We start from the raw sequence: 23095 nt of genomic DNA on the forward strand, positions 1-23095 counted from the left end.
GGGACAAAAGAAATCCCGCCCTAACAAAAAATTCTTTTTATAAATGAAAACATCTGCCTTCCATAATACCACATCTTCAAAGAAGTAGCTCTTCCATCTTCGCCACGATTTTTTCGGCGTCGTCCAAAAGCTGACGCTCTGCCTTATTCGCATTTTTATCCTTCACATACTTATATACAAACACAGGTGTCTTGGCCGTATGGAATACCATCTTTCCTTTGTACGAATCAAGAAACGCAGGTATGTTCTCTGCCTTTATCTTGGCTGTCGGGCTTACGCTGATCTCTATCTTGCCGCCACCGCCCTTGATCTCATAGATAAAAAGAGAATGCGCTTTTGTTCTGAGAAGTGATATGCGCAAAAGATTTATCGCGGTATCCGGAACTTTTCCGAATCTGTCGATGAGCTCATCCTTCATATCATCGCACTCACCCTGATTTTCAAGACTTGCTATTCGCTTGTAAATTTCAAGTTTCTGCTCTTCGTTTAGTATATATGTGTCGGGAATAAATGCGCTGACATCCAGATCGATCGAAGTATTAAATATTTCTTCCGTATCATCTCCGCCAAGGCTTCTCTTATGTCTTACGGCTTCCTCGAGCATCTTGCAGTACATGTCATAGCCGACCGCCTGCATGTGTCCGCTCTGTTTTTTTCCAAGGAGACTTCCCGCTCCTCTTATCTCTAGGTCACGCATCGCAATCTTAAATCCGCTTCCGAGATCCGTAAACTCTCTGATCGCAGAAAGTCTTTTCTCCGCAACCTCTTTTAGCATCTTATCTCTTTTGTACATAAGGAATGCATAAGCTGTCCTGTTGGACCTTCCGACTCTTCCTCTAAGCTGATAGAGCTGTGACAGTCCCATCTTGTCGGAGTCGTGAATGATCATTGTATTTACGTTCGGAATATCAAGTCCCGTTTCAATGATGGTTGTCGATACGAGTACATCGATCGTTCCGTCTATGAAATCATACATGATCCTTTCAAGCTCGGATTCCTTCATCTGTCCGTGAGCAAAAGCGACATTGGCTTCCGGGACAAGCTTCTGTATCTGCGCCGCTGTATCCGCGATCGTATTTACCCTGTTGTATACATAGTAGACCTGACCGCCTCTTGCAAGCTCTCTTACAATAGCTTCTCTCACAAGCTCATCGTTGTACTCCATGACATAAGTCTGGATAGGAAGTCTGTCATTCGGCGCTTCCTCAAGAACAGACATCTCTCTGATGCCAACAAGTGACATGTGGAGCGTACGCGGAATAGGCGTTGCCGTCAGTGTAAGAACGTCAACGCTTTCTTTCATGGTCTTTATTTTTTCTTTGTGCGTTACTCCAAATCTCTGTTCCTCATCAACGATAAGTAGTCCGAGATCTTTATAGGCAACATCTTTTGAAAGGAGTCTGTGCGTACCGATCACGATATCAACCAGACCTTTCTTAAGATCTTCAACAGTCTTTTTTTGCTCGGACGTAGTCCTGAATCTCGACATAAGATCGACTCTTACGGGGAAGTTACGCATACGCTCGGCAAAAGTATTGTAGTGCTGCTGCGCAAGAATTGTTGTCGGTACCAGTACCGCTACCTGCTTTCCATCCTGCACTGCTTTGAACGCAGCACGGATCGCGATCTCCGTTTTTCCGAATCCGACATCACCGCAGATAAGTCTGTCCATGATAACCGAGGACTCCATATCTTTTTTGGTGTCTTCAATTGCAGTCAACTGATCTTCTGTCTCCTGATAGGGAAAAGAATCTTCAAACTCCTGCTGCCAAACGGTATCTTTACTAAACTCATAGCCTTTGGTCTGTTGCCTCTTTGCATAGAGTTCGACAAGATCCTGCGCAACTTCTTCTACAGCTGCTTTTACCTTACTCTTGGTATGTGTCCACTCAAGTGTTCCGAGTTTATTGAGCTTTGGCTTGTGTCCGTTCTCGGAATCTCCTCCGGAAGCATACTTCTGAATAACGCCGAGGCCGGTCGCTAGAATATAAAGATTTCCTCCGCCGCCGTACTCAACCTTTATGTAATCTCTGACGACGTGGTCAGTCTCAACCTTCTCGATACCTCTGTAGATTCCGAGTCCGTGCTCTTCATGAACAACGTAGTCTCCGATCTTAAGGTCGGCGAAATCTGAGATCTTTTCTCCGGTATATTTTGACTTTTTCTTCTTTCTCTTTTTTACGTGCTCGGTGAAAATATCACTCTCAGCAATAACCGCGAACTTTATGTCAGGATACTCAAAGCCTTTTAATATCCTGCCGTAGTAAGTCATTATTTCGCCGGGCTGCAGAACTCTTCCGGGATCTTCACTGTAAAAAGCGGTAACAAGATTATCTCTTAGATCTTCGACGATTCTTTTGGCTCTTGTCCTTGATCCGGACAGAATAAGAACCCTGTATCCGTTCTTGGAATAGTTCTTAAGATCGGATACAAGGGAATCGAAACTGTTATTGTAAGGCGCAACGCTCCTTGCTCTTATATCCCAGCTCTTTTCCGGATTAAAAGGATTCTGGTTCTTGGGCATCTGAAGAGAAGATATGAGAACTCTTCTTCCGTTTCCCATTCTGGCGATACAATTATCCACAGAATAAAGAATGTCCATCTGCCCCGGAAGCACATATCCTTTTTCTGCTCTGTGAGTCATGCTCTCTTTGAACTCAAGCTCAACCGCACTTGCATGTTCAAAAACTCTTTGGGGTTCATCTATAAAAATGCAGCTTTTTCCCTTAGGAAACATCTCCTGCATAGTGACAGTGTCGTCGTAAAAATATCTGATGTAGCTCTCAAGATTCACCATGGAATGAAGCTCAAAGAGCTGCTCTCTGAGTTCTTCGGTAAGCTTCTTAAGCTGATGTGCTTCCTTGGTCTTAAACTCTTTTCTGAGAGCCTCGTATGCTTTATCCGTTTCTTCCTCAATCCTAAGCATTCCTTTTTCAAGACGCTCGTCATCCAGGATAATCTCGGATGCGGGATAGATATCTATCGATTCAAGCTTTTCAAGTGATCTCTGCGACAGGATGTCAAAGCTTCTTATCGACTGTATCTCATCTCCCCAAAGCTCTATTCTGTATGGGTTGTCTTCCGTTAGATCAAAGACATCAACGATATCTCCTCTTACGGAAAATTCACCGGGTCCCTCGACCTGGTAGTTTCTTACATATCCCATTGATACAAGTTTTCTTGCGATCTCTCTTTCATCTATGGGTCTGTGCTTATCGATGCTTAATATACTTTCTTTGATTACTTCGGGCTTTATCTGTGGTGACATGAGCGCTGCGAAAGTAGTCACGACTGTAACCGGGCGCCCCTCAAGAAGCCTTCTCATGCAGCGGATTCTCTGTCTTACAACTTCGTTACTGTGAACATCCGCCTGATAAAAGATAAGGTCTTTGGCGGGATAGACTGTGACATTCTTGTCGTAAAACTTGTAGTCTTCATAAATCTCTTTTGCCCTAAGATCACTGTAAGTAACGATGATCCTATACTTAAACTCAGCGCCGAGTCCGTCTATAAAATGAAGCTTCTGCGAATCAACACAGCCCGTCACCTCTGCGCAGGCGAAGGGCTTATCGAGATACTCATTTATTTCATCAAATTCTTTAAGTTCCTTTAAAGGACTCGTGATTGCTCTCATTATTTCTTCCCGTTGTATTTGTTCATGGCGCTGTCCACGCCGTTTTCAATTATCTCTTCTATCGCTGCTACAGCTCTTTCTTTTCCTTCCTTTATAAGAACTGCTGCCTCTCCTTCAAAGTGACCGAGAACCCAGTTCACCATGTCGTATTCCTTAGGCTTCTTTCCGACACCGACTCTCACTCTTGAGAACTCGTCGTGTCCAAGAAGCTTGATTATATTCTTAAGACCATTGTGTCCGCCCGCGCTTCCCTTGGGTCTTACTCTGATATTACCCTCATCAAGTTCCACGTCGTCGGATATGACTATGAGTTCAGTCTTTGTATCTACTTTAAAGTAATCGCAAAGAGGCCTGATGGCTTCTCCGCTTAAGTTCATATAAGTAAGGGGCTTTGCTAGGATGACTCTCTGACTTCCTATTCTTCCCTTACCATACGCCGCTTTAAACTTGGTCTCTGTCAGCTCTATATTGTATTTGTCAGACAAAGCGTCAATAACATCAAATCCGATATTGTGCCTTGTTCCGAAATATTTTTTTTCGGGATTACCAAGTCCCGCTATAACTATCATTTTACCTGTTTCCTCTTCTTTATTTCCAAATAGCTTTTTCAGTATTCCTAACACTACTATATATCCTCCGATAATTCAACATAATTGCATTATACCATCTAATCTTTAATCCAATCATGAAGAGCGCCCTCTTTTTCTCTGAATTGTTATTTGAACAAAATTCTCTCTTTTGCAACAATTTGAAAAATATGCGCGTGATTGTCACACATCTATGCTAAAATTATTTTAGTGTATACACAACAACAAAAATTTTATGGAGGGTTTTATGAAAAAAAGTATTATAAGTATTATCGCTTTATCACTAATGCTGTCATTGATAGCATTCAACCAGCCTGCATTCGCGGCAGAACCCAAAACCATTAATCTTAGTGATCTTGAAGAAGGGCAGGTGTTGGAAATATATGAAGATAGCATGTTAAACATTGACACAGATAAAAGACTTTCCCAAATTAATGTTTATTATTGTGACCTTACAATCAAAGGTTCCGAAACACTAACCCTTGATGATAACGAGTACAATGAAAACTCAGGCATCTTCTCATTTGGTTCAGGAAAAATAACTATAAACAGCGGTTCAATTACATCTAACGACTCTTTAATAGGAAATTACATAATAAATGGTGGAACAATCAAAATTAATGAACAAACAGTTGGAATGAATGATAAGTCCTTTTCTTCACCAAGAGGATTTCGTCAATCGGATGATAATGGCTATTTCATAATGAACGATGGTATGGTATGCGCATCTGAAATTCTTTATTCTGGTAAGGACTCTAATGTAACTATAAATGGTGGTCATATTGAATGTACCGATAATATAGTTGCTTCTAACATCAACATTGGTGAAAATGAGTATGTTACTTCGCCTTGGAATGCAGTACCTAGCGAGAGTTTCTCTTCTGCAATTTATCACCATCCCTTATTATCACTAGGCGAAGACCCTTATGGATCTATAAAAGTAATTCCAAAGTCAGAAATAAATTTTGTTGAGGGAATTTCCATTTCTGAATCAGCATGCACGCTAAGTAAAGGAGAGCACAAACAGCTTTCTGTGAGTTTTTCACCCGAAGATGTCACAAATAAAAATGTAACATGGAGTTCCAGCGATAATAATGTAGCAAACGTATCAGATGATGGAGTAGTTACCGGCTTCGGTAGTGGAACCGCTGTAATTACCGCAAAGTCAGAGGATGGAAATTTCGAAGCTACTTGCGAAATAACTGTTTCTGATCCCGATGAAGGCAAAATAAAAGAAGGCTTAAAAATTGAATTCAGCGATTATAGCAACGACACAAAAAAGCCTACTATTAAAGTCAGCTACAATGGCTACATTCTAAAAGAAGGTAATGATTATACAATAAATTACGACAATGATAATGATGCTCCTGGTGTTACTATCGTAATTCCGGATTGATAAACAAAGCTAAAAAAACAGGCCGGTGCTTGAAGATTCTATCTTCAGCATCAGCCTATTTTTTATGCTTATATTTTCAATTTTATAATACAGGCTCTTCCTCGCCCTCTTCGACAGCGGCTTTATCGTAAGCCTCAAGGATCGTATCCTGCAGGACCTTTCTGGTATCCGAATTGATGGGATGAGCTATGTCTCTGTACTCGCCGTCCGTAGACTTCTTGCTCGGCATAGCGATGAACAAGCCTCGCTCGCCTTCTATTACTTTGATGTCATGAACAACGAATTCATTATCAAATGTAACAGATACAACTGCTCTCATTTTGCCCTGCTTGGTAACCTTTCTTACTCTGACGTCTGTAATTTTCATCGTGTAACCCCCTCTTGGTTAATCTGATCTAGAAAAAACTAGATTACATAGCGTTCATTATTTTCTACCACTATCTTGATGCCGTTATCTTCTTTGTAGTACGAGTTCGCTTGGATCGTACCGTGGCTTTCTACAATGCAGTTTTCTATGTGTGTATTGTCGCCGATATAAACATCATTCAAGATGATAGAATTCTTAATGTAACAGTTATTACCTACAAATGCTCCTTTAAATATAACCGAATCTTCTATTGTTCCGTTTATGATACATCCGCTGGAGATAAGACTGTTCTTAACGTTAACTCCGACGTTGTACTTGGCCGGCGGAAGATCTACTATCTTGGTGTAGATTCCGGGATACTCTCTAAAGAAGTACTCTCTTACTTCGGGTTTTAGGAAATCCATATTGGTCCTGAAATAATCTTCAACCGAAGCAATGTTGTTCCAGTACTCTTTTATCTTGTATCCGTAGATACGTTTCATATCCTTGTACCTTACAAGGATATCTCTTACGAAGTCGTATCTTTCTTCTTCCTCAGCTCTTTCTATAAGCTCTATAAGCTGTCTTCTTCGGATTACGTATATACCGCAGGAAATGGTATTGGATCTTGATACTACAGGCTTCTCTTCAAAGTCTTCAATCCTGCTCTCTTCGTTCATCTTGATCGTTCCGAATCTCTCGGTGTCAAAAGATGCCGGCATATCTTTGCACACAACGGTTATATCCGCCTGCTTCTGTATGTGATATTCCAAAAGCTTACCGAAATCCATCTTATATACGCAGTCGCCGGATGTTATCACAACATACGGTTCATGGCAGCTTCTAAGAAAATCAAGGTTCTGAGCTATCGCATCGGCTGTTCCTCTGTACCACAGATTTCCGGATGCCTTAACAGCCGGAGTGAATACATACAATCCGCCCTGCTTTCTTCCGAAGTCCCACCACTTGGAGGAGCTAAGGTGTGAATTAAGGCTTCCTGCGTTGTACTGAGTAAATACCGCAACCGTTTGTATATGTGAATTCGTCATGTTACTTAGCGCAAAGTCGATACTTCTGTAAAAGCCCGCAACAGGCATTGCGCAGACAGCTCTTTTCTTAGAAAGCTCCTGCATCCTGCTACTGCTTCCGCCCGCTAAAATAATGCCAATCGCCCTCATGTCAATCACCTGCCTTATCTAGCGATCGTCCGCTGTCAAGCACACCGTCCGGATAATCCTCCGGTGCCGTCTTTCCGGAGATCATTGTGTTCTTTCCGATGGTTACATTGTCGGGTATTACCGACTTCTCTCCGATAGTGCAGATTCCCTCGCAATAAATACCCGGTTTGGTCTCGTTGGGCTTTTCCTCAAACGCACCTATGTGCACGTTGTTTCCTATCTTAACCTTCTCGGCTATTATGCCCTTTTCAATATTGCAGCCTTCCCCGATCTCCGTTTCATTCATTATTATGGAGTGGCTGACCACAGTGTCTTTTCCTATCTTTACACCGGGACCTATGATGGAGTTGTATACTTTTCCGTATATCTCGCATCCCTCGCCGGCTATGCACCTCTCCATAGCGCTGTCGGGTCCTAAATACTGAGGCGGCTGAATTCCGCTCGAAGTATAGATCTTCCAATATTCTTCGTAAAGGTTGAATTCGGGAACAATATCAATAAGCTCCATGTTGGCCTGCCAGTATGATGTCAGCGTTCCGACATCCTTCCAATAACCGTCAAATTCGTAAGCAAAAAGAGACTGTCCGTTTTCCTTACAATAAGGAATAATATGCTTACCGAAATCAAGTCCCGGAAGGTCTCTGTTATCTATCAGAGCTTTTTTCAGAACTTCCCATGAAAAGATATAGATACCCATGGAAGCAAGATTGCTTCTGGGATGCTCGGGTTTCTCCTCGAAATCGACGATTCTCTTGTTCTCGTCGGTTATCATGATTCCGAACCTGCAAGCTTCCTCGATGGGCACAGGCATAACTGCGATAGTAACGTCAGCGTTACTTGATTTATGAAAATCGAGCATGGTTTCATAATCCATCTTATAAATGTGATCTCCAGAGAGGATCAACACATAATCCGGATCATAATTTTCCATGTATTCAAGATTCTGGTAAATAGCATTGGCGGTACCGGTATACCACTCACTGTTGGCGCTCTTTTCGTAAGGAGGAAGTACGGTTACTCCACCAAAATTACGATCCAGATCCCACGGTATACCTATTCCAATGTGAGAATTAAGTCTGAGCGGACGATATTGTGTAAGGACTCCCACAGTGTCCACTCCGGAATTAATGCAATTACTAAGCGGAAAGTCTATTATCCTATACTTTCCCCCAAAAGATACTGCCGGCTTAGCCATATTGGCTGTCAGCACTCCGAGTCTGCTACCTTGGCCCCCTGCCAGTAGCATGGCGATCATTTCTTTCTTTATCATGTTCCACCTCATGTTGCAATTCAAGCCATATACTATGATGTAATTGATTCACCAAACTAACTGTATGTCTTACATAAGAAAAAAGATACTTTTATATATAAAAGTATAACATTGTTAAGCTAAATATGATACTGTTTTGTTTGTTTTTTCGCTTAATCACTTCTTTATTTAATTTTTGACTTTAATTAAATAAGTGTTAGAATATATTCCGTTATATCTTTATTATTAATCAGGAAAAAAGGAAACGAGGATTATCATGTACACTATAGACTTCAATAAGCCCGTACATATATATTTTATGGGAATCGGCGGAATTTCCATGAGCGGACTAGCACATATTCTCATTGAAAAAGGTTTTAAGGTATCAGGTTCCGATTCAAAAGAATCTGCTATGACCAAGACTCTAAGCGATAACGGAGTCACGGTTTTTTACGGGCAGTGTGCAGAAAATATAGAAAATTCCGAACATATAGATGTCGTTGTTTACACTGCGGCAGTTCACCCGGATAACCCGGAATTTATAGCAGTAAAGGATGCGGGAATCCCTATGCTCACAAGAGCCGAACTCCTCGGACAGATCATGAAGGAGTACAAGCTCCCCGTTGCGATCAGCGGAACTCACGGAAAGACAACAACAACATCCATGCTTTCCAAGATCCTTCTTGAAGCCGGCACAGACCCCACGCTTTCAATCGGCGGAGTATTCAAGGATATCGGCGGAAACATCAGAGTCGGAAACTCAGACTTTTTTGTAACGGAAGCCTGTGAATACACAAACAGCTTCCTTAGCTTTTTCCCCAAGATCAGTGTCATTTCAAATATTGATGCGGACCACCTTGATTTCTTTAAAGACCTTGATGACATCAGACATTCATTTAAAAGATTTGCCGCACTTCTTCCGGATGACGGTACTCTTGTAATTTACGGTGACATCGACAATGTGGGTGAGATCACGGAAGGTTTGTCATGCTCCATAATCACCTACGGTTCCAAAGATTCTTTTGACTACTATCCTACGGATATTACTTACGACGAAAAGGGCAATCCTTCCTACATGGCGCATATGCCCGGAGGAAAGGTACTTGATATAAAGCTCGCGGTTCCGGGTATCCACAACGTGTATAACTCACTTGCGGCAATCGCAGTCAGCAACGTTCTCGGAATTGATGAAGACCATATGATCACCGCGCTTTCTCTCTTTGGCGGAACAAGCCGCAGATTTGAACACAAGGGAGATATTCACGGCGTTACCATTATCGATGATTATGCTCACCATCCTACCGAGATCAAGGCAACACTTACAGCAGCTCAGAATTATCCTCACAATAAGATATGGTGCGTATTCCAGCCTCATACTTATACCAGGACAAAAGCTCTTTTAAATGAGTTTGCGGACGCCCTTTCTCTCGCGGATCATGTAATCCTTGCAGATATCTACGCCGCAAGAGAAACCGACAACCTCGGAATCAGCTCCAGAACTCTTCGTGACAAGATAGTTGAACTCGGCCATGAATGCAATTATTTTCCTACTGTTCAGGGCTTTGGAGAAATCGAAAAATTTCTTTTGCAAAATTGCACTAAAGGAGATTTGTTGATAACCATGGGAGCCGGAGATGTCGTTAAAATCGGGGATGAGCTCCTCGGTAAATAAGACTTATCCACATATCCACTTTTAGTTTGGAATATATGTAAATCTTTTTTGGTGGATAACAGCCAATCGTTTTGTGCTCAGGCAATTACTTCGAGCATATAGGCGGTTTGGCTGTTTTTTATATCCGGGCCAATAAATAATCCACGTTATCCACATTGTCCACAAAGAACTTCGAAATCCCGAAAGTCGCTCTGCCACTGGATTTCTTCGTCACTTTTTCCATATCTTTTAAAAAATCACCATGCTATAATCGAACCTGTGATGAAAAAGTAAAGCAGGTGATTATTTAAGATGATGGGGCGTGTAACTATAAGTCATAATATTGGGGAGGATTCTACGAATGTTTCCAATATATTTATTGATGAATACATGCAAGATGCAAATGATGCGCAGATCAAGATCTACCTTTATTTGCTGAGGATGATGAATGCGAATTTACCTACCAGCGTTTCGGCTCTGGCAGATAAATTTAACCATACAGAAAAGGATGTAATACGAGCACTTAAATACTGGGAAAAGAAAGAGCTTATCAGCTTGGAGCATGATGCCATGGGCAATCTCACCGGCATCCACATGGAAGATATAGCATCTCCCGTGAAACCTTCCGCCAGAAAGAGCGAGACCGTTCTTAAGCCTGTCTCTTCCGTTAAATCGGAAGCACATGGCAACATTCCGGAAAAGCCAAGCTACTCTGCAGCGCAGCTTCGTTCTTTCAAGCAGTCTTCGGAGTCAAGCATTCTCTTTCCTGCAGAACAGTATTTCAACAGACCTCTTACTTCAACAGAGATCATGACACTGTTCTATATAAAGGATGAACTGAAGTTTTCCGATGATCTTTTGGACTATCTGATGCAATACTGCGTCGATAATCATAAAGCTGATTTCCGGTATGTAGAAAAGGTGGCTATAAACTGGGCTCAGCAAGGCATCAAAACGCCAAAACAGGCTCGCGTGGAAAATTACAAACGTGATCCCGAAATCGTCGAGATCATGAAAGCACTCGGTATGGAAAACAGCCCTACTGAAAAGGAAGGAAACTTCATCCGTTCCTGGCGTGGGGAGTTGGGATTTTCAATGGATATTATCATGGAAGCCTGCGACCGCACTGTTCTGGCTACACAGAAGAATCGCCTTAGATACTGCGACGGCATTCTTCGAAGCTGGCATGAAAGTAAGGTAAAAAATAGGGAGGATATTGCCAGATTAGATGCTGACTTTACCGCCGATCTTCGCAAGAAGAAATCGAAGGCTTCCGTGTCATCCATTGACAGCAAACTCCGCTCTGACGAATCATATATTCGCCACGGCGGCGCCCAGAACCGTTTCAATCAGTTCCAGCAGAACACATATGATTTTGCCGAACTCGAAAAGAAACTTCTGGACAATTAAGGCTCTTATTCGGTTGGGGAATCGGTAAGAGTTACACAAAAGCAAGCCCTGTACTTTGGTTTGGCGGCGGCACACAGCCTTCCCCAAAACACGTGCAGGGCATAACTTTGTGCTAAGAGGAGAATCACATGGCATTAACCAACGCTCAATTTGATGAAATAATGCATGAGTATGAAGAAAGACGTGCACTCCACAGGCAAGAGCTTGAAGAGAGACAACGCTACGTATATGAGACCGTTCTGGGCTACAAAGAGCTCGAGGACAAAACAGCAACCGCCAGTGTCAATTTCGGAAGAAGACTTCTCTCCGGAGAGCGACTGGATAAAAGTGCACTTAAACGTGAACTTGAAGAACTTGCTCGCCAAAAGATGACTCTTTTGACGGAAGCAGGTTTTTCGGACGATTATCTTGAAATGGGTTATACCTGCAGTGACTGCAAGGATACCGGCTATATCGGCAACGAAAAATGTCACTGTTTCAAACAAAAGATCATAGAAACTCTCTATGACCGTTCCAATCTTAAAGCTCTGGCTAAGACCGCCAACTTCAAACTCCTCACCGAGAAATATTATCAGGGCGAGGATTTAAAGCGCTTTCAGGGTGCTGTCGCGGTTTCAGAAAAATTTATAAATAATTTTAACTCCGACTACCAAAATCTATTCATTTATGGTACAGTTGGTGTTGGCAAATCATTCCTGTCTACATGTGTTGCCAACGAATTGCTCAAGAAAGGTCATTCGGTGATCTATTTTAGTTCTTCCGGACTGTTTGAGCTTCTGGCCGAGAACTCATTCGACTATCGCAACAAGCAGGAGCTTAAGGGTATATACGAGGATATATACAATTGCGAACTGCTGATAATTGACGATCTCGGAACAGAGCGCACCAACAGCTTTGTGGCATCTGAGCTTTTTTCATGCCTCAATGAGAGAGATTTGAGGAAAAAGTCTACTATCATTACTACTAACCTTTCTCTTGAAGAATTACAGGCAACCTATTCGGATAGAATCTTTTCGCGAGTAACAAGTAACTACACGCTTCTTAAATTAACCGGACAGGACATTCGTAAGATCAAAAAGATTGCCAGAAAAGAAAGTGAGGATTTTCAGTAATGCCAAAAAGAGAAGAGAAACGTAATCTGGAAACTATTCCTGTAGGTTCCCTAGGAATCATTCCACTTAAGGGAGTTAAACCTTTAGCGGAAAAAGTCGATTACTACCTCGTAAAATGGAGAGCAGAAAGAGAGAACGAACACAAAGGAAGCTTAGCCTTTACAGGTTATGAGCGCCCCTCTTACATTCTCGATGCCGAAGTTCCGAGATTCGGAACGGGCGAGGCAAAGGGTGTAATTAAGGCATCCGTTCGCGGTGACGATCTGTATCTGCTTGTAGATGTATGTAACTACTCACAAACCTATTCTCTTTTCGGACAAGAAAATCATATGTCTCCTGATGATCATTATCAGGATCTTAAAAGAATAATCGCTGCTGTCGGTGGAAAAGCAAGAAGAATCACTGTTATCATGCCTTTCCTCTATGAATCAAGACAGCACAAAAGAAGTTCAAGAGAGTCTCTCGACTGTGCAATTGCTCTTCAGGAGCTTGTTAACATGGGTGTTGATAACATTATCACCTTTGATGCACACGATCCGAGAGTTCAAAATGCTATTCCACTTAATGGTTTTGAAACCGTAAGAACAACATATCAGTTTATTAAAGCCCTTCTCAGAAACGTATGGGATCTTAAGATCGATTCGGACAACATGATGGTAATCTCACCCGATGAAGGCGGTATGAGCAGAGCAATCTACCTTGCCAGCGTCCTTGGGCTTGATGTCGGAATGTTCTATAAGAGACGTGACTACACACAGGTAGTTGACGGAAGAAATCCCATCGTATCGCATGAGTTCCTCGGAACAAGCGTTGAAGGCAAATCAGTTATCATTGTTGATGATATGATCTCCTCCGGAGAGAGTATACTCGATGTTGCCAAAGCACTTAAACAGCGTAAAGCTGCAAGAATATATGCATTCTCTACATTCGGTCTTTTCACAGGCGGACTTGCAGCATTTGATAAAGCTTACGAAGAAGGCCTTATCGACAGAGTATTCACAACTAACCTTGTATATCAGACACCTGAGCTTCTCTCTCGTGAATGGTATATCAGCTGCGATATGAGTAAGTACATCGCTTACCTCATCGATACACTTAACCACGATGCTTCAATAAGTGACCTTCTCAATCCTGTTGAGCGTATCAACAACATCATTGAGAGATACAACAGTGGAGAACTCAGAGCTTCTCTTGAGGCAGAAAAGAAGATCTGATCGTAACCGGCTAAACTTCATTTCGGCGGGCAAGCGCCGGGATCATTGATGGGAGGTTCTTATGGCAATAAATGAAAACATTACTAAGAGGAACGATCTCTTATCCACGAAAGTTATAAGCGGACTGGAATCACGTAATATGACAGGTTATTATGCCAAGGACAAAGAGGAAGCTCTTAAGATCGCACTTAGCATAATTCCCGAAAACAGCACAGTAACTATGGGCGGCGCCATGAGTGCAGTTGAGATCGGACTTGTAGATGCTCTTAAAAAAGGCAATTACAACTTTATCGACAGAAACGAGATGGCTGACAAGCGTGCTGCAATGCTCGCCGCATACGACGCCGATGTATTCCTTTCAAGTGCCAACGCCATGACTGAGGACGGAATCCTTGTAAATATTGACGGCAATGCCAATCGTGTATCTGCGATTGCCCAGGGTCCCAAGAAGGTTGTATTTATAGTCGGAATGAACAAGGTATGCGACGATGTCGACGGTGCCATGAAGAGAGCAAGAAACGTTGCTGCTCCGATAAATGCACAACGCTTTGGTCTCTCCACTCCTTGTGCAAAGACCGGTTCTTGCATGAATTGTAAATCGCCAGACACTATCTGCTGTCAGTTCCTTATTACTCGTTTTTCCAAGCATGCGGACAGAATTCATGTAATCCTGGTTAATGATAATCTTGGATTCTGATAAAGAACTAATATTTATAGAAATAATTGCATTATAAAACGCGGAAATGATCTATGATCATTCCCGCGTTTTTTATTATTTATATTCCTTTAAAACTCATAATAAATGAAATCGGTTTATCACCCGGAAGCAGGAACTCTTCATGTGTTCTCGATCCCCAGCTGTCATCTCCCGCTATTCCCATCTGCATCATGCTGCATCTTACGATCGTTTTGCAGACTCTCGGAAGCTCATACGGATGAGCGGCTGCTTCAAGCTCTTCCGGCGTGTAAGGAATCGCACTGAAGTTCATCGTATCGGGAGCTTCAAATACCAATCCTCTTCCGTCCTTATCCGTAACTTTTGCCCATCTTACATCAACTCTGTTTCCTGTTTCCTGAGGACGCAGATACTTCTCTACAGACTCTGTGGCAGTCGTCTCAAAAAGTCCGAGTCTTGCGCCCATGCATCTGTCTGCATAATTCTCTTTGGGACCTCTTCCATAATAATGCACATTCTCATAATCCGCATTTAACCTAAACAGCATACCAAACTCAGGCATTTCGGAAAGTCCTTCTACCGGTTCATATTCCTCTTTTATCCATACTCTTCCATCGCCGGTAACCGTATAAGTCACAAGCACTGAAGCTTCCGGCGTGGTGGGAAGTGTGAACCTATAGCTTACAGATACGGAATTCTCGTCACTATCCACATCTTCAAGCTGTGACATAGCGTACAAGCTTGCTACCTTCCACTGTGCATAGCGCTGAGGCTCTTTGTTTCCACGGTCGTTATCAACCGGCGCTCTCCAGAAGTTTGGCCTCGGAACTCCCTCTATAAACTCTTTCCCCGCATAGTTATAAGAAACAATATTTCCTTTGTCTTTGGAGAAAAGAACCGAGAAATTTTTTCCTTTTACTCCTATGTTGAACTTTCCGTCTATTACTTCTATAGAACTGCATGTAATATACGTAGCAGCTGCATTTCTGTACACTCCCTGCCCAAAAGATACTTCGTGTCCTCTATCGGCCCACAACGTATCGTCGCGCAGTCTGAAAGATACGGTCACTACATATTCATCAAGCGGGAACGGACCGTTCTCATCAAATACTCCCGCGCCTGTTACCATTAGCTTATTTACAACAGACTCCGGAAGATCATACTCTTTTTCGGAAAGAGGAGGAACGTCGGTTGCCATGAGCTTTCTCATAACTTCTTTTCCGTCTCTTTCAAGGATCACAACACAGTCATATTCCCATGTTCCGGTAAAAAGACTCCTATTAATGATCTTAACCTTATAATCCTCAACAAAGACTTTGATATCCCTGTAGTTAAACTTAACTTCCTGCATCTTTGCATAAGGCTCTCTGTTCGCGTCAACTATTCCATTTCCGCTAAAGTTATAATCGGTCGGTCTCTCACCATGGTCGCCGCCGTAAGCCATGTAGTATTCGCCGAATCTGTTCTTTTTCCTTATCGCCTGATCGATATAATCCCAGATAAAGCCGCCCTGATAGCGAGGCTCTCTGTCCGCAAGGTCGGTATATTTAAACATTGCGCCGCATGAGTTACCCATCGCGTGCATGTACTCGCAGCATATAAACGGCTTGTCATCGTGCTCCGAAAGATATTTCTCAATATCTTTTACTGGGGCATACATCCGGCTTTCCATGTCACTCGTGTCATTATATCTTCTATCGTTAAATATACCCTCGTAATGAACAAGTCTGTCAGGATCGAGCTCTCTAAAAAGCTTACTCATCTCATACGGAACTTTTCCGCCATAAGACTCATTCCCGATAGACCAGATAAGCACGCTCGGGTGATTCTTATCAAGCTGATATGTCGAGTTAACCCTGTCAAGAAGCGCCGGAAGGCACTCCTGTCTGTCCCCCGGAAGCGCATTTTCCCTTCGCTCTTCATCATCCCATGTATACGTCCAGGTTCCGTGTGTCTCCATGTTATTCTCTGCGATCATGTACAGTCCGTAGATATCGCATAGCTCGTAAATCCTTGCTGAATTCTGATAGTGACTGGTTCTTATGGCGTTGATGTTGTTTCTCTTCATCGTAATGATATCTAAAAGAGTATCCTCATCGGAAACAACTCTTCCCTTATCGCAGGAAAACTCATGTCTGTTAACGCCTTTAAAGACTATTCTTTTTCCGTTAATGAGCATCAATCCGTCTTTGAGCTCAAACTTTCTAAAACCGACATTTTGCTTTACGACTTCACAGATCTCATCATCTGCGCCGCTCACATACAAAACAAGCTGATAAAGCTGCGGATCTTCCGCGCTCCACAGTTTAGGTTCATGTACGTTTTCACTTATCACAACTGTCTTGTCATTATCGACAGTTCCTTTTAATACTTTATGATTGTTTCTTAGAAGCACGTAATCCGTTGTTCCGATATTTGCATTAAACTTAAGCGTAACTTCAAGCTCTGCCTCTGAAAAATCATCATTTAAAAGAGTCCTCACCTTAATATCTTCAAGATGTGAATCGGGAATAAGCTTTAAGAAAACATTTCTGTAGATGCCTGAAAATCTGTAGAAATCCTGGTCTTCGAACCAGCTTCCGCTTGTGTACTTAAACACCTGAACGGAAAGCTTGTTCTCACCGTCTCTGAGATAAGGCGTAAGATCAAACTCAGAAGGGGTAAAAGAGTCTTCGCTGTAGCCAACGTATTCCCCGTTAAGCCACAGCGCAAAACCGCTCTCTACTCCGTCAAATACGACATGCACTTCTTTGTCTTTCCAAAGAAGCGGCAACGTAAAATATTTAACATAACTTCCCACGGGATTAAACTTAGTCGGGATATCAAACGGCTTAATATCCTCATGTCCGTCCCATGGATATTGATAATTGATATAAGCGGGAATATCGTATCCCTCAAGCTGAATATGGGACGGAACTTTAATATCATCCCATGAATTGCAATCAAAAGAATCTTTTTCAAACCCCGGTATGGCCGCCCAGTATTCTTTGGCGTAGTGGAATTTCCACAGCCCGTTTAAAGACACGACAAGAGAGCTTTCACCCTCTTCAAGCTCATCCAAAGAAGCGTACGCTCTGTGATCGGAATGCGCAGGCAAAACTCCTTCTTTAAATATCTTCGGGTCTTTTACCATACCAAAGTCGAAATCCTTCATTTTATTTTTCCTCCCTAAGATAGGTGATAAAATGATTTCCGTTTTCTTCAAACAGCTTCTTGGAATCGTTCATTCCGTATTTATACCAGTTTCCCGTCTTGGGATCTACAACGACCGTGTTCTGGTCATTAAATCCCATAATAAGCATGGATCCACCGTTGCTCATCATCGCCATAACGGGAGTCTCTTTATTGACATAATAAAGTACCGAATCAAGTGAGCATCCGCTCAGTTCTATTACCTCCACATCGGGAAGAGACTCTTCAAGAATCTGTCTGACACTCTCACCTCCCGAAATAAGCGCTTCAACATTTCTGTTTACACCCTCAAATTGAAGCATCAGATCCAAGCAGACCGCTGTGGAATCCTTGGATGGCATATCTTCATAAGCTTCTGCTCTCCTTGTTATATCCATGATCTGATTGGATGCTTTTCGGTTGCCCTTGTACCAAACGTAATTATTTCTGTCGCCGACAACAACTCCGGATTTTTTCTCTGCGGCAATGACCGCCGAGGAAGCATCGGGATATACCTTAACCCCTCCGGAAATATCATATACATAATAAAGCGGATTCTTTTCTATATCTCTGTCAAAAGATACTTCTACATTCCTGTCTCCCTCATAAAGGGTAAGGTTTGGAGTAAGTACTCTTAATTCCTTGACCTTAATCTCACTCTTGGTCATAATGCGGGACACCTTATCATATACTTCATCAGCAACAGTTCCGACCGTGTTGCTTCCTTTTTCCGCAGGCAAAGTATAAGTTATAGGATCATCATAAGTAGGAACATACATGCCTGTCTCTGCATCTTTGACCACTCTTGAAAGATTTATCATATCGCCGCGAATCTCTACGCTGGTGATATACACTCCGTCTATGTGATAGTCTTCCAGAATATTTCCGTCACTGTCCTGAATCTTCATGCTGTACATCGCATAAATCGGATTACCCATCTGATCGTTTTGGATATCTGCGGGATTGACCGTTCCGTATACAAGATCTTCGCCCCTAAATCCAAGAACAATGATATTTTCTCCGGGATTGGCCTCAACCGGAGTGATCGCCCTTGTATTAAGATTCATTATATTGAGCGAATTAAGATCTTCACCCTGCCAAGCTATGACATTCTTGGACTTGGATACCTTATAAGTTCCGGAACCGATATCCTCAACAACCGCTTTTGCTGTTCTGTCAAGAAGATCCACCTCATAAATATTCTGATCAAGCATCACATAAAAAATATCGTTGCTGCTAACGTATGCAAGCTTGTCGACATAGTTTATGATTACCTCCGCAGACTTATTGCTTTCGATAAATACCTGCTCTTCTACGGCATTGATCGCAGCATCGTAATCATACACGGCAATTCCCGTGCATCCTTCGTGTATGCCTCTGTTCATATATCCCGAAACGGCAAATTTAACATTCCCCGCCTCATCAATCTTAAGTATCTTGATGCTGTTTCTGTTCCATCTTGTTCTTACATCATCGTTGTCCTCATCATAGAAGCCAAAAAGATAAGCAAGCTTATTCTCTGTATTGTTAAAAGCATAAAGTCTGTTGCAATTAACAAAAGCAAATGCACTTCCGCTGCTGCTTTCTTTAAACTCTATGTCGGGATCCGATATTCCAAGATATATTGAGTTCGGACCAATGGAATATGTCTCGGAATCAAATATATAATCCATGCTCCTCTCATAATCAAGAAGATACATTCTGTCAGATGTGTGTCTGACTCTGAAGTCCTCAACAACATTGTAACTGCTTACAGTCGAACCATCCTTAACGCTTACTTTATATTTAAGCTCGTAGCTGCCTGTCTGCTCATGAAGATCCGTAATATAGATTTCAGGTTCCGTGTGGTCTACTATCATTTCTTTTAACTTACCCCACGTAATCTGTTCCAACGTGCTGTGAATATTAACCTTGCTGAGCGTGGCGTGATCGGTCTCGGTACTTGTTTCAAGATACTTAGAGTACTCTTTTGCCTTGTTTACATCAAAAGTAGCACTGGAAAATCGAAGAATAAAATCCAGCTCCTCTGTCACATTGTAGCGTGACTCTTCTTCCGTCCACACAAATCTCGTGTAATACTTGGCTTTTCCGATATCCGTATTCATAAAAACAACCAGCATGTATTCTTTTCCGGAATCTATCAGGTCCTTTAGCTGAATATTGGCATAAACAGTGTCCTTATCCTCTTTGTAATCGGTAAGCATTGTGCTCTCGACAAGTCCCTTGCCGTCAACGCTTCTTACTTCATATCCGATTTCTGTCACATCTTTTCCGAAGGTTTTTATATTAAAAGCCAAAGATCTGTCCACTCCGAGGGGCACAACTGTACCTCTGATGTTTCCGACATCAACATCAGACAGATAGCCGTGCATGGTATTAGTCTCTTTTCCACTCTCCAATACAGTAACTATAGGAAGTGTCGCCTCAGACATTTTGGCGGTCATGTCTGCATGATCACTTTTGGACAGATGACTGACAATAATTATCGTCAAAAGAAAGATCACCACAAAATATACAATTTTACTTATCGTTTTTTTGATTGAATTATCTCGCATAATTGACTTTCATTTTCTTTAATAGTAAGATTTTCATAATATAGATTCGGAAAGGAATACTATGAAAAATCCCATTCTTTATCGTAAGCGCTTCATTCCAAATGAGATCATCAAGCTAAAAGACGACGTGATACTCGAATGCAACGATTCTATATTAGTCACCAAGTGGAAAACCTTGGGAAAGGTGCATGACTTTTCTCACGGCTATTCCTGCCTGTATCTGAACGAAGGCTACAAAGTTAGTAAGTTTCTCAAACCTGACGGTTCTCTATGCTGCTGGTATTGCGACATAGTCACCTATGATTATAACAAATCTGACAACATTCTTACCACCATTGATCTCCTTGCAGATGTAATTGTATATCCCGACGGCAGAATTAACGTTGTCGATCTGGATGAACTTGCCGAAGCATTTGAAAAAAAGCTTATAGACGAATCTCTTCTTAAAAAGAGTCTGCTCTCACTGAACAGACTCCTTGATGAAATCTACAAAAACGGTATGTCTAATCTTATAAAACCCATTGAATCCCGAATTCAAAACTAAATTTCAGTAGAAAACATGTCCTCCGATATTGGTTCCCGAAAGGCCCGGTATCGGAGTTCTGAAATATACACAGTTTCCGACGTTGGAGTATCCTTTCATTGCTTCATCGGCCGCCTGATAACAAGCTGCTGTTGCCTTCCCGTTTGCAAGTGCAAGCGCAAGTCTTCCGCTAGCAACCGGTGAAAATTGCCTGTTTTGATATATCACTCCGACTACAGTATCCGGATAAACCGAACTCAGCACTCTGTTGATGACAACGGCTCCCACTGCTACTTTTCCTTCGTAGGGTTCGGATCCCGCTTCGCAATATATGAGATTTGCTAAAAGATATCTGTCTCCTTCGGCAAATGTCACTTCCGAAATATCTCTCCAGGTTGAAGCTGCTGCAAGCTTGGACAATCTCATTTCTTCCGCCAGCTTGGCTTCAAGCTTCTTGATATCCTGTTCCTGTGCCTTGATCTGCTCTTCAAGCGCCTGGGCCTTGGATTCGGCATCTGAAATATCATTGGCGTATTGCTTGATGGAACCGGATGTCTGGCTTACCAGTCCGGAGACTCTGCTTTGCTCAGCTTTTTGCCTGGTCTGATATTCTTCAAGCTGCTGATGCTCTACTTCCAGCGTTGCTTCTTTTTTCTCAATAAGCTCTCTTGTCTCTATATATTCCGTAAACTTCTTTCTGTCATAATCAGAGAGCTGTTCAATATAATTATTCTGGTTGAGAAAAGCAGCAAAATCAGTTGCTCCGAGGATCATATCAATAAGGATAAAGTTCTGTTTTTCATATATAAACTGAACTCTCTTTTTCATCGAAGCATACTGATCTTCTTCTGTCTTTCGCGCAGCATCAAGCTCGGCAAGCGTGTTTTCAATCTCGGTCTCTTTATCTTCAATCTGTTCTTCGATGGCTTCAAGATTGTTACTTACTTCCGTCAGCTGATTGTTCAGAGTGTCAAGCTGCCCCTGCAATGAAGATTTTTCCTCATTCATCTCAGCAATGTTATCTTTTGTGCTGTCGAGTTCATTCTGAGACTGAGCCTTTTTCTCTTTTGCTTCTTCCAATTGTTTCTTGGTAGAATCCGTTGCATAAGAATCCGTCTCAAAAGAAAGCGTCATAAAAATCGTTATCAGCAAAAGAGGAAGCACTCTGTATACTATGCCATAGCGATATTCTGTTTTTAATTTTTTTACCCCTCTTTTTTTCATAACCCCAAACTGTAATTAAATAGTTATTTTGATGTTTCTTCCGCTTGGCTGATATTGATAGTAGCGGACCCCCGCAGCATCAAACATTCTCTTTGCAGCTTTGGTCGATGCAGATGTACTGTACTTGTCACTGTCATATACTACAGTTCTTATGCCGGCCTGAATTATAGCCTTGGCGCACTCGTTGCACGGAAATAATGACACGTACAACTTGGAGCCTATAAGGCTTCCTCCTCTGTAATTCAGAATGGCATTGAGTTCGCTGTGCGTCACAAAAGGATATTTGGTGCACAGTTCATCTTCACCGTCTCTTTCCCATGGAAAATCTTCGTCGGAGCACCCCTTAGGGAGTCCGTTGTATCCCATGGAAAGAATATTGTTATCTTCACTGACTATACAACTACCGACTTGGGTATTGGGGTCCTTGGATCTCATTGCGGCAAGCTTGGCTACACCCATGAAATACTCATCCCAGGTTATATAATCTTCTCTTTTCATCTATTCTCCTTATTTTGTTCCGAAAATCCTGTCTCCGGCGTCTCCGAGTCCGGGAACAATGTATCCGTGCTCGTTGAGCTTCTCATCAAGCGCTCCTACATAGATATCAACATCAGGATGTGCTTCCTGCATAGTCTTAAGTCCCTCGGGAGCAGCGATGATGCACATGAAATGAATGTGCTTGCAGCCTCTGTCTTTGAGCATCTGTATTGCAGCCACGGAAGATCCTCCGGTAGCAAGCATGGGATCAACAACAAAAATCTCTCTTTCTGTTATGTCAGCAGGCATCTTGCAATAATACTCAACGGGCTTAAGTGTCTCGGGGTCTCTGTAAAGACCTATATGTCCTACCTTGGCAGCGGGAATAAGAGCGAGCATTCCGTCTACCATGCCAAGACCTGCTCTTAAGATGGGAACTACACAGAGCTTTCTTCCCTTAAGCTCTTTTACCGTGGTCTTACAGATAGGGGTCTCTATCTGGACATCCTGAAGCTGAAGATCTCTGGTGGCTTCATAGCATATAAGCATCGCAATCTCTCCGATTGTCTGCCTGAAGTCCTTGGTTCCCGTGTCGATTCTTCTGATATAACCAATCTTGTGCTGAATAAGCGGATGATCCATTATTACAACTTTTCCCATAGTATCCTCCTTAGAGATTCATTCTTGTAATT

17 protein-coding genes are annotated in these 23095 nt (G+C 42.3%); 7 read left to right on the forward strand and 10 right to left on the reverse strand.

The window, feature by feature from the left end:
- Positions 1–76: 76 nt before the first annotated feature.
- Entirely contained in the window at positions 77–3634 is a 3558-nt protein-coding gene (gene mfd / locus D6853_RS02670; protein WP_120656245.1) for a transcription-repair coupling factor, read from the reverse strand.
- Complete coding sequence (pth, locus tag D6853_RS02675) at positions 3634–4203, reverse strand: aminoacyl-tRNA hydrolase (RefSeq protein ID WP_120656294.1); 570 nt, start codon at positions 4201–4203, stop codon at positions 3634–3636. The genes mfd and pth overlap by 1 nt, the downstream gene beginning before the upstream one ends.
- Positions 4204–4468: 265 nt before the next feature.
- Between pth and D6853_RS02680 the strand changes: the two genes are divergently transcribed.
- Positions 4469–5617, forward strand: coding sequence for an Ig-like domain-containing protein (locus D6853_RS02680; RefSeq protein ID WP_158588644.1), 1149 nt, complete (start codon positions 4469–4471; stop codon positions 5615–5617).
- A gap of 82 nt (positions 5618–5699) precedes the next feature.
- Here D6853_RS02680 and spoVG read toward each other — a convergent pair whose 3' ends face one another.
- The 3 genes from spoVG to D6853_RS02695 are packed head-to-tail and all read right to left on the reverse strand — an operon-like array spanning position 5700 to position 8411.
- Positions 5700–5984 (reverse strand): septation regulator SpoVG, encoded by a 285-nt coding sequence (spoVG, locus tag D6853_RS02685; RefSeq protein WP_092247539.1) that lies wholly within the window; start codon positions 5982–5984, stop codon positions 5700–5702.
- A gap of 38 nt (positions 5985–6022) precedes the next feature.
- Positions 6023–7141 (reverse strand): glucose-1-phosphate adenylyltransferase subunit GlgD, encoded by a 1119-nt coding sequence (gene glgD, locus D6853_RS02690; protein WP_120656247.1) that lies wholly within the window; start codon positions 7139–7141, stop codon positions 6023–6025.
- A gap of 1 nt (position 7142) precedes the next feature.
- Positions 7143–8411: a glucose-1-phosphate adenylyltransferase gene (locus D6853_RS02695; protein ID WP_120656248.1), complete on the reverse strand. Its 1269-nt coding sequence runs from the start codon at positions 8409–8411 to the stop codon at positions 7143–7145.
- Between the two features lie 256 nt (positions 8412–8667).
- On the opposite strand from D6853_RS02695, the gene murC reads away from it, so the two are divergent.
- The 5 genes from murC (at position 8668) to D6853_RS02720 (ending at position 14474) form a co-directional block, all read left to right on the forward strand.
- Positions 8668–10062, forward strand: a complete 1395-nt coding sequence (gene murC, locus D6853_RS02700; RefSeq protein ID WP_120656249.1) for a UDP-N-acetylmuramate--L-alanine ligase — start codon at positions 8668–8670, stop codon at positions 10060–10062.
- A 291-nt stretch (positions 10063–10353) separates the two neighbouring features.
- Positions 10354–11451, forward strand: coding sequence for a DnaD domain protein (locus D6853_RS02705; protein WP_243108273.1), 1098 nt, complete (start codon positions 10354–10356; stop codon positions 11449–11451).
- 128 nt (positions 11452–11579) lie between these two features.
- Positions 11580–12563, forward strand: a complete 984-nt coding sequence (locus D6853_RS02710; protein WP_120656250.1) for an ATP-binding protein — start codon at positions 11580–11582, stop codon at positions 12561–12563.
- The gene (locus tag D6853_RS02715) at positions 12563–13777 is read left to right on the forward strand and encodes a ribose-phosphate pyrophosphokinase (protein ID WP_120656251.1); all 1215 of its coding nucleotides are present in this window, start codon (positions 12563–12565) and stop codon (positions 13775–13777) included. Before D6853_RS02710 ends, D6853_RS02715 begins: the two co-directional genes overlap by 1 nt.
- Positions 13778–13844: 67 nt before the next feature.
- Positions 13845–14474 carry a lactate utilization protein gene (locus D6853_RS02720; RefSeq protein WP_120656296.1) on the forward strand — a complete coding sequence of 210 codons (630 nt, stop codon included), beginning with the start codon at positions 13845–13847 and terminating at the stop codon, positions 14472–14474.
- A 79-nt stretch (positions 14475–14553) separates the two neighbouring features.
- Here D6853_RS02720 and D6853_RS02725 read toward each other — a convergent pair whose 3' ends face one another.
- Together D6853_RS02725 and D6853_RS02730 are read right to left on the reverse strand one after the other, a co-directional pair.
- Positions 14554–17607 carry a glycoside hydrolase family 2 TIM barrel-domain containing protein gene (locus D6853_RS02725; protein ID WP_120656252.1) on the reverse strand — a complete coding sequence of 1018 codons (3054 nt, stop codon included), beginning with the start codon at positions 17605–17607 and terminating at the stop codon, positions 14554–14556.
- A gap of 1 nt (position 17608) precedes the next feature.
- The gene (locus D6853_RS02730) at positions 17609–20116 is read right to left on the reverse strand and encodes a hypothetical protein (RefSeq protein ID WP_207667204.1); all 2508 of its coding nucleotides are present in this window, start codon (positions 20114–20116) and stop codon (positions 17609–17611) included.
- 124 nt (positions 20117–20240) lie between these two features.
- Here D6853_RS02730 and D6853_RS02735 point away from each other — a divergent pair, with 124 nt between their 5' ends.
- The gene (locus D6853_RS02735) at positions 20241–20723 is read left to right on the forward strand and encodes a DUF402 domain-containing protein (RefSeq protein WP_120656254.1); all 483 of its coding nucleotides are present in this window, start codon (positions 20241–20243) and stop codon (positions 20721–20723) included.
- A 3-nt stretch (positions 20724–20726) separates the two neighbouring features.
- On the opposite strand, the gene D6853_RS02740 is transcribed toward D6853_RS02735, so the two are convergent.
- Genes D6853_RS02740 through upp form a run of 3 tightly spaced genes read right to left on the reverse strand, consistent with a single transcriptional unit; the run spans position 20727 to position 23063 of the window.
- Positions 20727–21926, reverse strand: coding sequence for a cell wall hydrolase (locus D6853_RS02740; RefSeq protein ID WP_199712992.1), 1200 nt, complete (start codon positions 21924–21926; stop codon positions 20727–20729).
- Between the two features lie 15 nt (positions 21927–21941).
- Positions 21942–22424 (reverse strand): deoxycytidylate deaminase, encoded by a 483-nt coding sequence (locus D6853_RS02745; RefSeq protein WP_120656255.1) that lies wholly within the window; start codon positions 22422–22424, stop codon positions 21942–21944.
- Between the two features lie 9 nt (positions 22425–22433).
- Entirely contained in the window at positions 22434–23063 is a 630-nt protein-coding gene (upp, locus tag D6853_RS02750; RefSeq protein ID WP_120656256.1) for a uracil phosphoribosyltransferase, read from the reverse strand.
- Between the last annotated feature and the right edge of the window lie 32 nt (positions 23064–23095).

This window comes from Butyrivibrio sp. X503 (genome assembly GCF_003625475.1).
Lineage (GTDB): Bacteria > Bacillota > Clostridia > Lachnospirales > Lachnospiraceae > Butyrivibrio.

Excerpts from the sequence above, each read along its gene's own strand:
- mfd (WP_120656245.1), bottom strand. The coding sequence starts at position 3,634 with ATGAGAGCAATCACGAGTCCTTTAAAGGAACTTAAAGAATTTGATGAA.
- pth (WP_120656294.1), bottom strand. The coding sequence starts at position 4,203 with ATGATAGTTATAGCGGGACTTGGTAATCCCGAAAAAAAATATTTCGGA.
- D6853_RS02680 (WP_158588644.1), top strand. The coding sequence starts at position 4,469 with ATGAAAAAAAGTATTATAAGTATTATCGCTTTATCACTAATGCTGTCA.
- spoVG (WP_092247539.1), bottom strand. The coding sequence starts at position 5,984 with ATGAAAATTACAGACGTCAGAGTAAGAAAGGTTACCAAGCAGGGCAAA.
- glgD (WP_120656247.1), bottom strand. The coding sequence starts at position 7,141 with ATGAGGGCGATTGGCATTATTTTAGCGGGCGGAAGCAGTAGCAGGATG.
- D6853_RS02695 (WP_120656248.1), bottom strand. The coding sequence starts at position 8,411 with ATGATAAAGAAAGAAATGATCGCCATGCTACTGGCAGGGGGCCAAGGT.
- murC (WP_120656249.1), top strand. The coding sequence starts at position 8,668 with ATGTACACTATAGACTTCAATAAGCCCGTACATATATATTTTATGGGA.
- D6853_RS02705 (WP_243108273.1), top strand. The coding sequence starts at position 10,354 with ATGATGGGGCGTGTAACTATAAGTCATAATATTGGGGAGGATTCTACG.
- D6853_RS02710 (WP_120656250.1), top strand. The coding sequence starts at position 11,580 with ATGGCATTAACCAACGCTCAATTTGATGAAATAATGCATGAGTATGAA.
- D6853_RS02715 (WP_120656251.1), top strand. The coding sequence starts at position 12,563 with ATGCCAAAAAGAGAAGAGAAACGTAATCTGGAAACTATTCCTGTAGGT.
- D6853_RS02725 (WP_120656252.1), bottom strand. The coding sequence starts at position 17,607 with ATGAAGGATTTCGACTTTGGTATGGTAAAAGACCCGAAGATATTTAAA.
- D6853_RS02735 (WP_120656254.1), top strand. The coding sequence starts at position 20,241 with ATGAAAAATCCCATTCTTTATCGTAAGCGCTTCATTCCAAATGAGATC.
- D6853_RS02740 (WP_199712992.1), bottom strand. The coding sequence starts at position 21,926 with ATGAAAAAAAGAGGGGTAAAAAAATTAAAAACAGAATATCGCTATGGC.
- D6853_RS02745 (WP_120656255.1), bottom strand. The coding sequence starts at position 22,424 with ATGAAAAGAGAAGATTATATAACCTGGGATGAGTATTTCATGGGTGTA.
- upp (WP_120656256.1), bottom strand. The coding sequence starts at position 23,063 with ATGGGAAAAGTTGTAATAATGGATCATCCGCTTATTCAGCACAAGATT.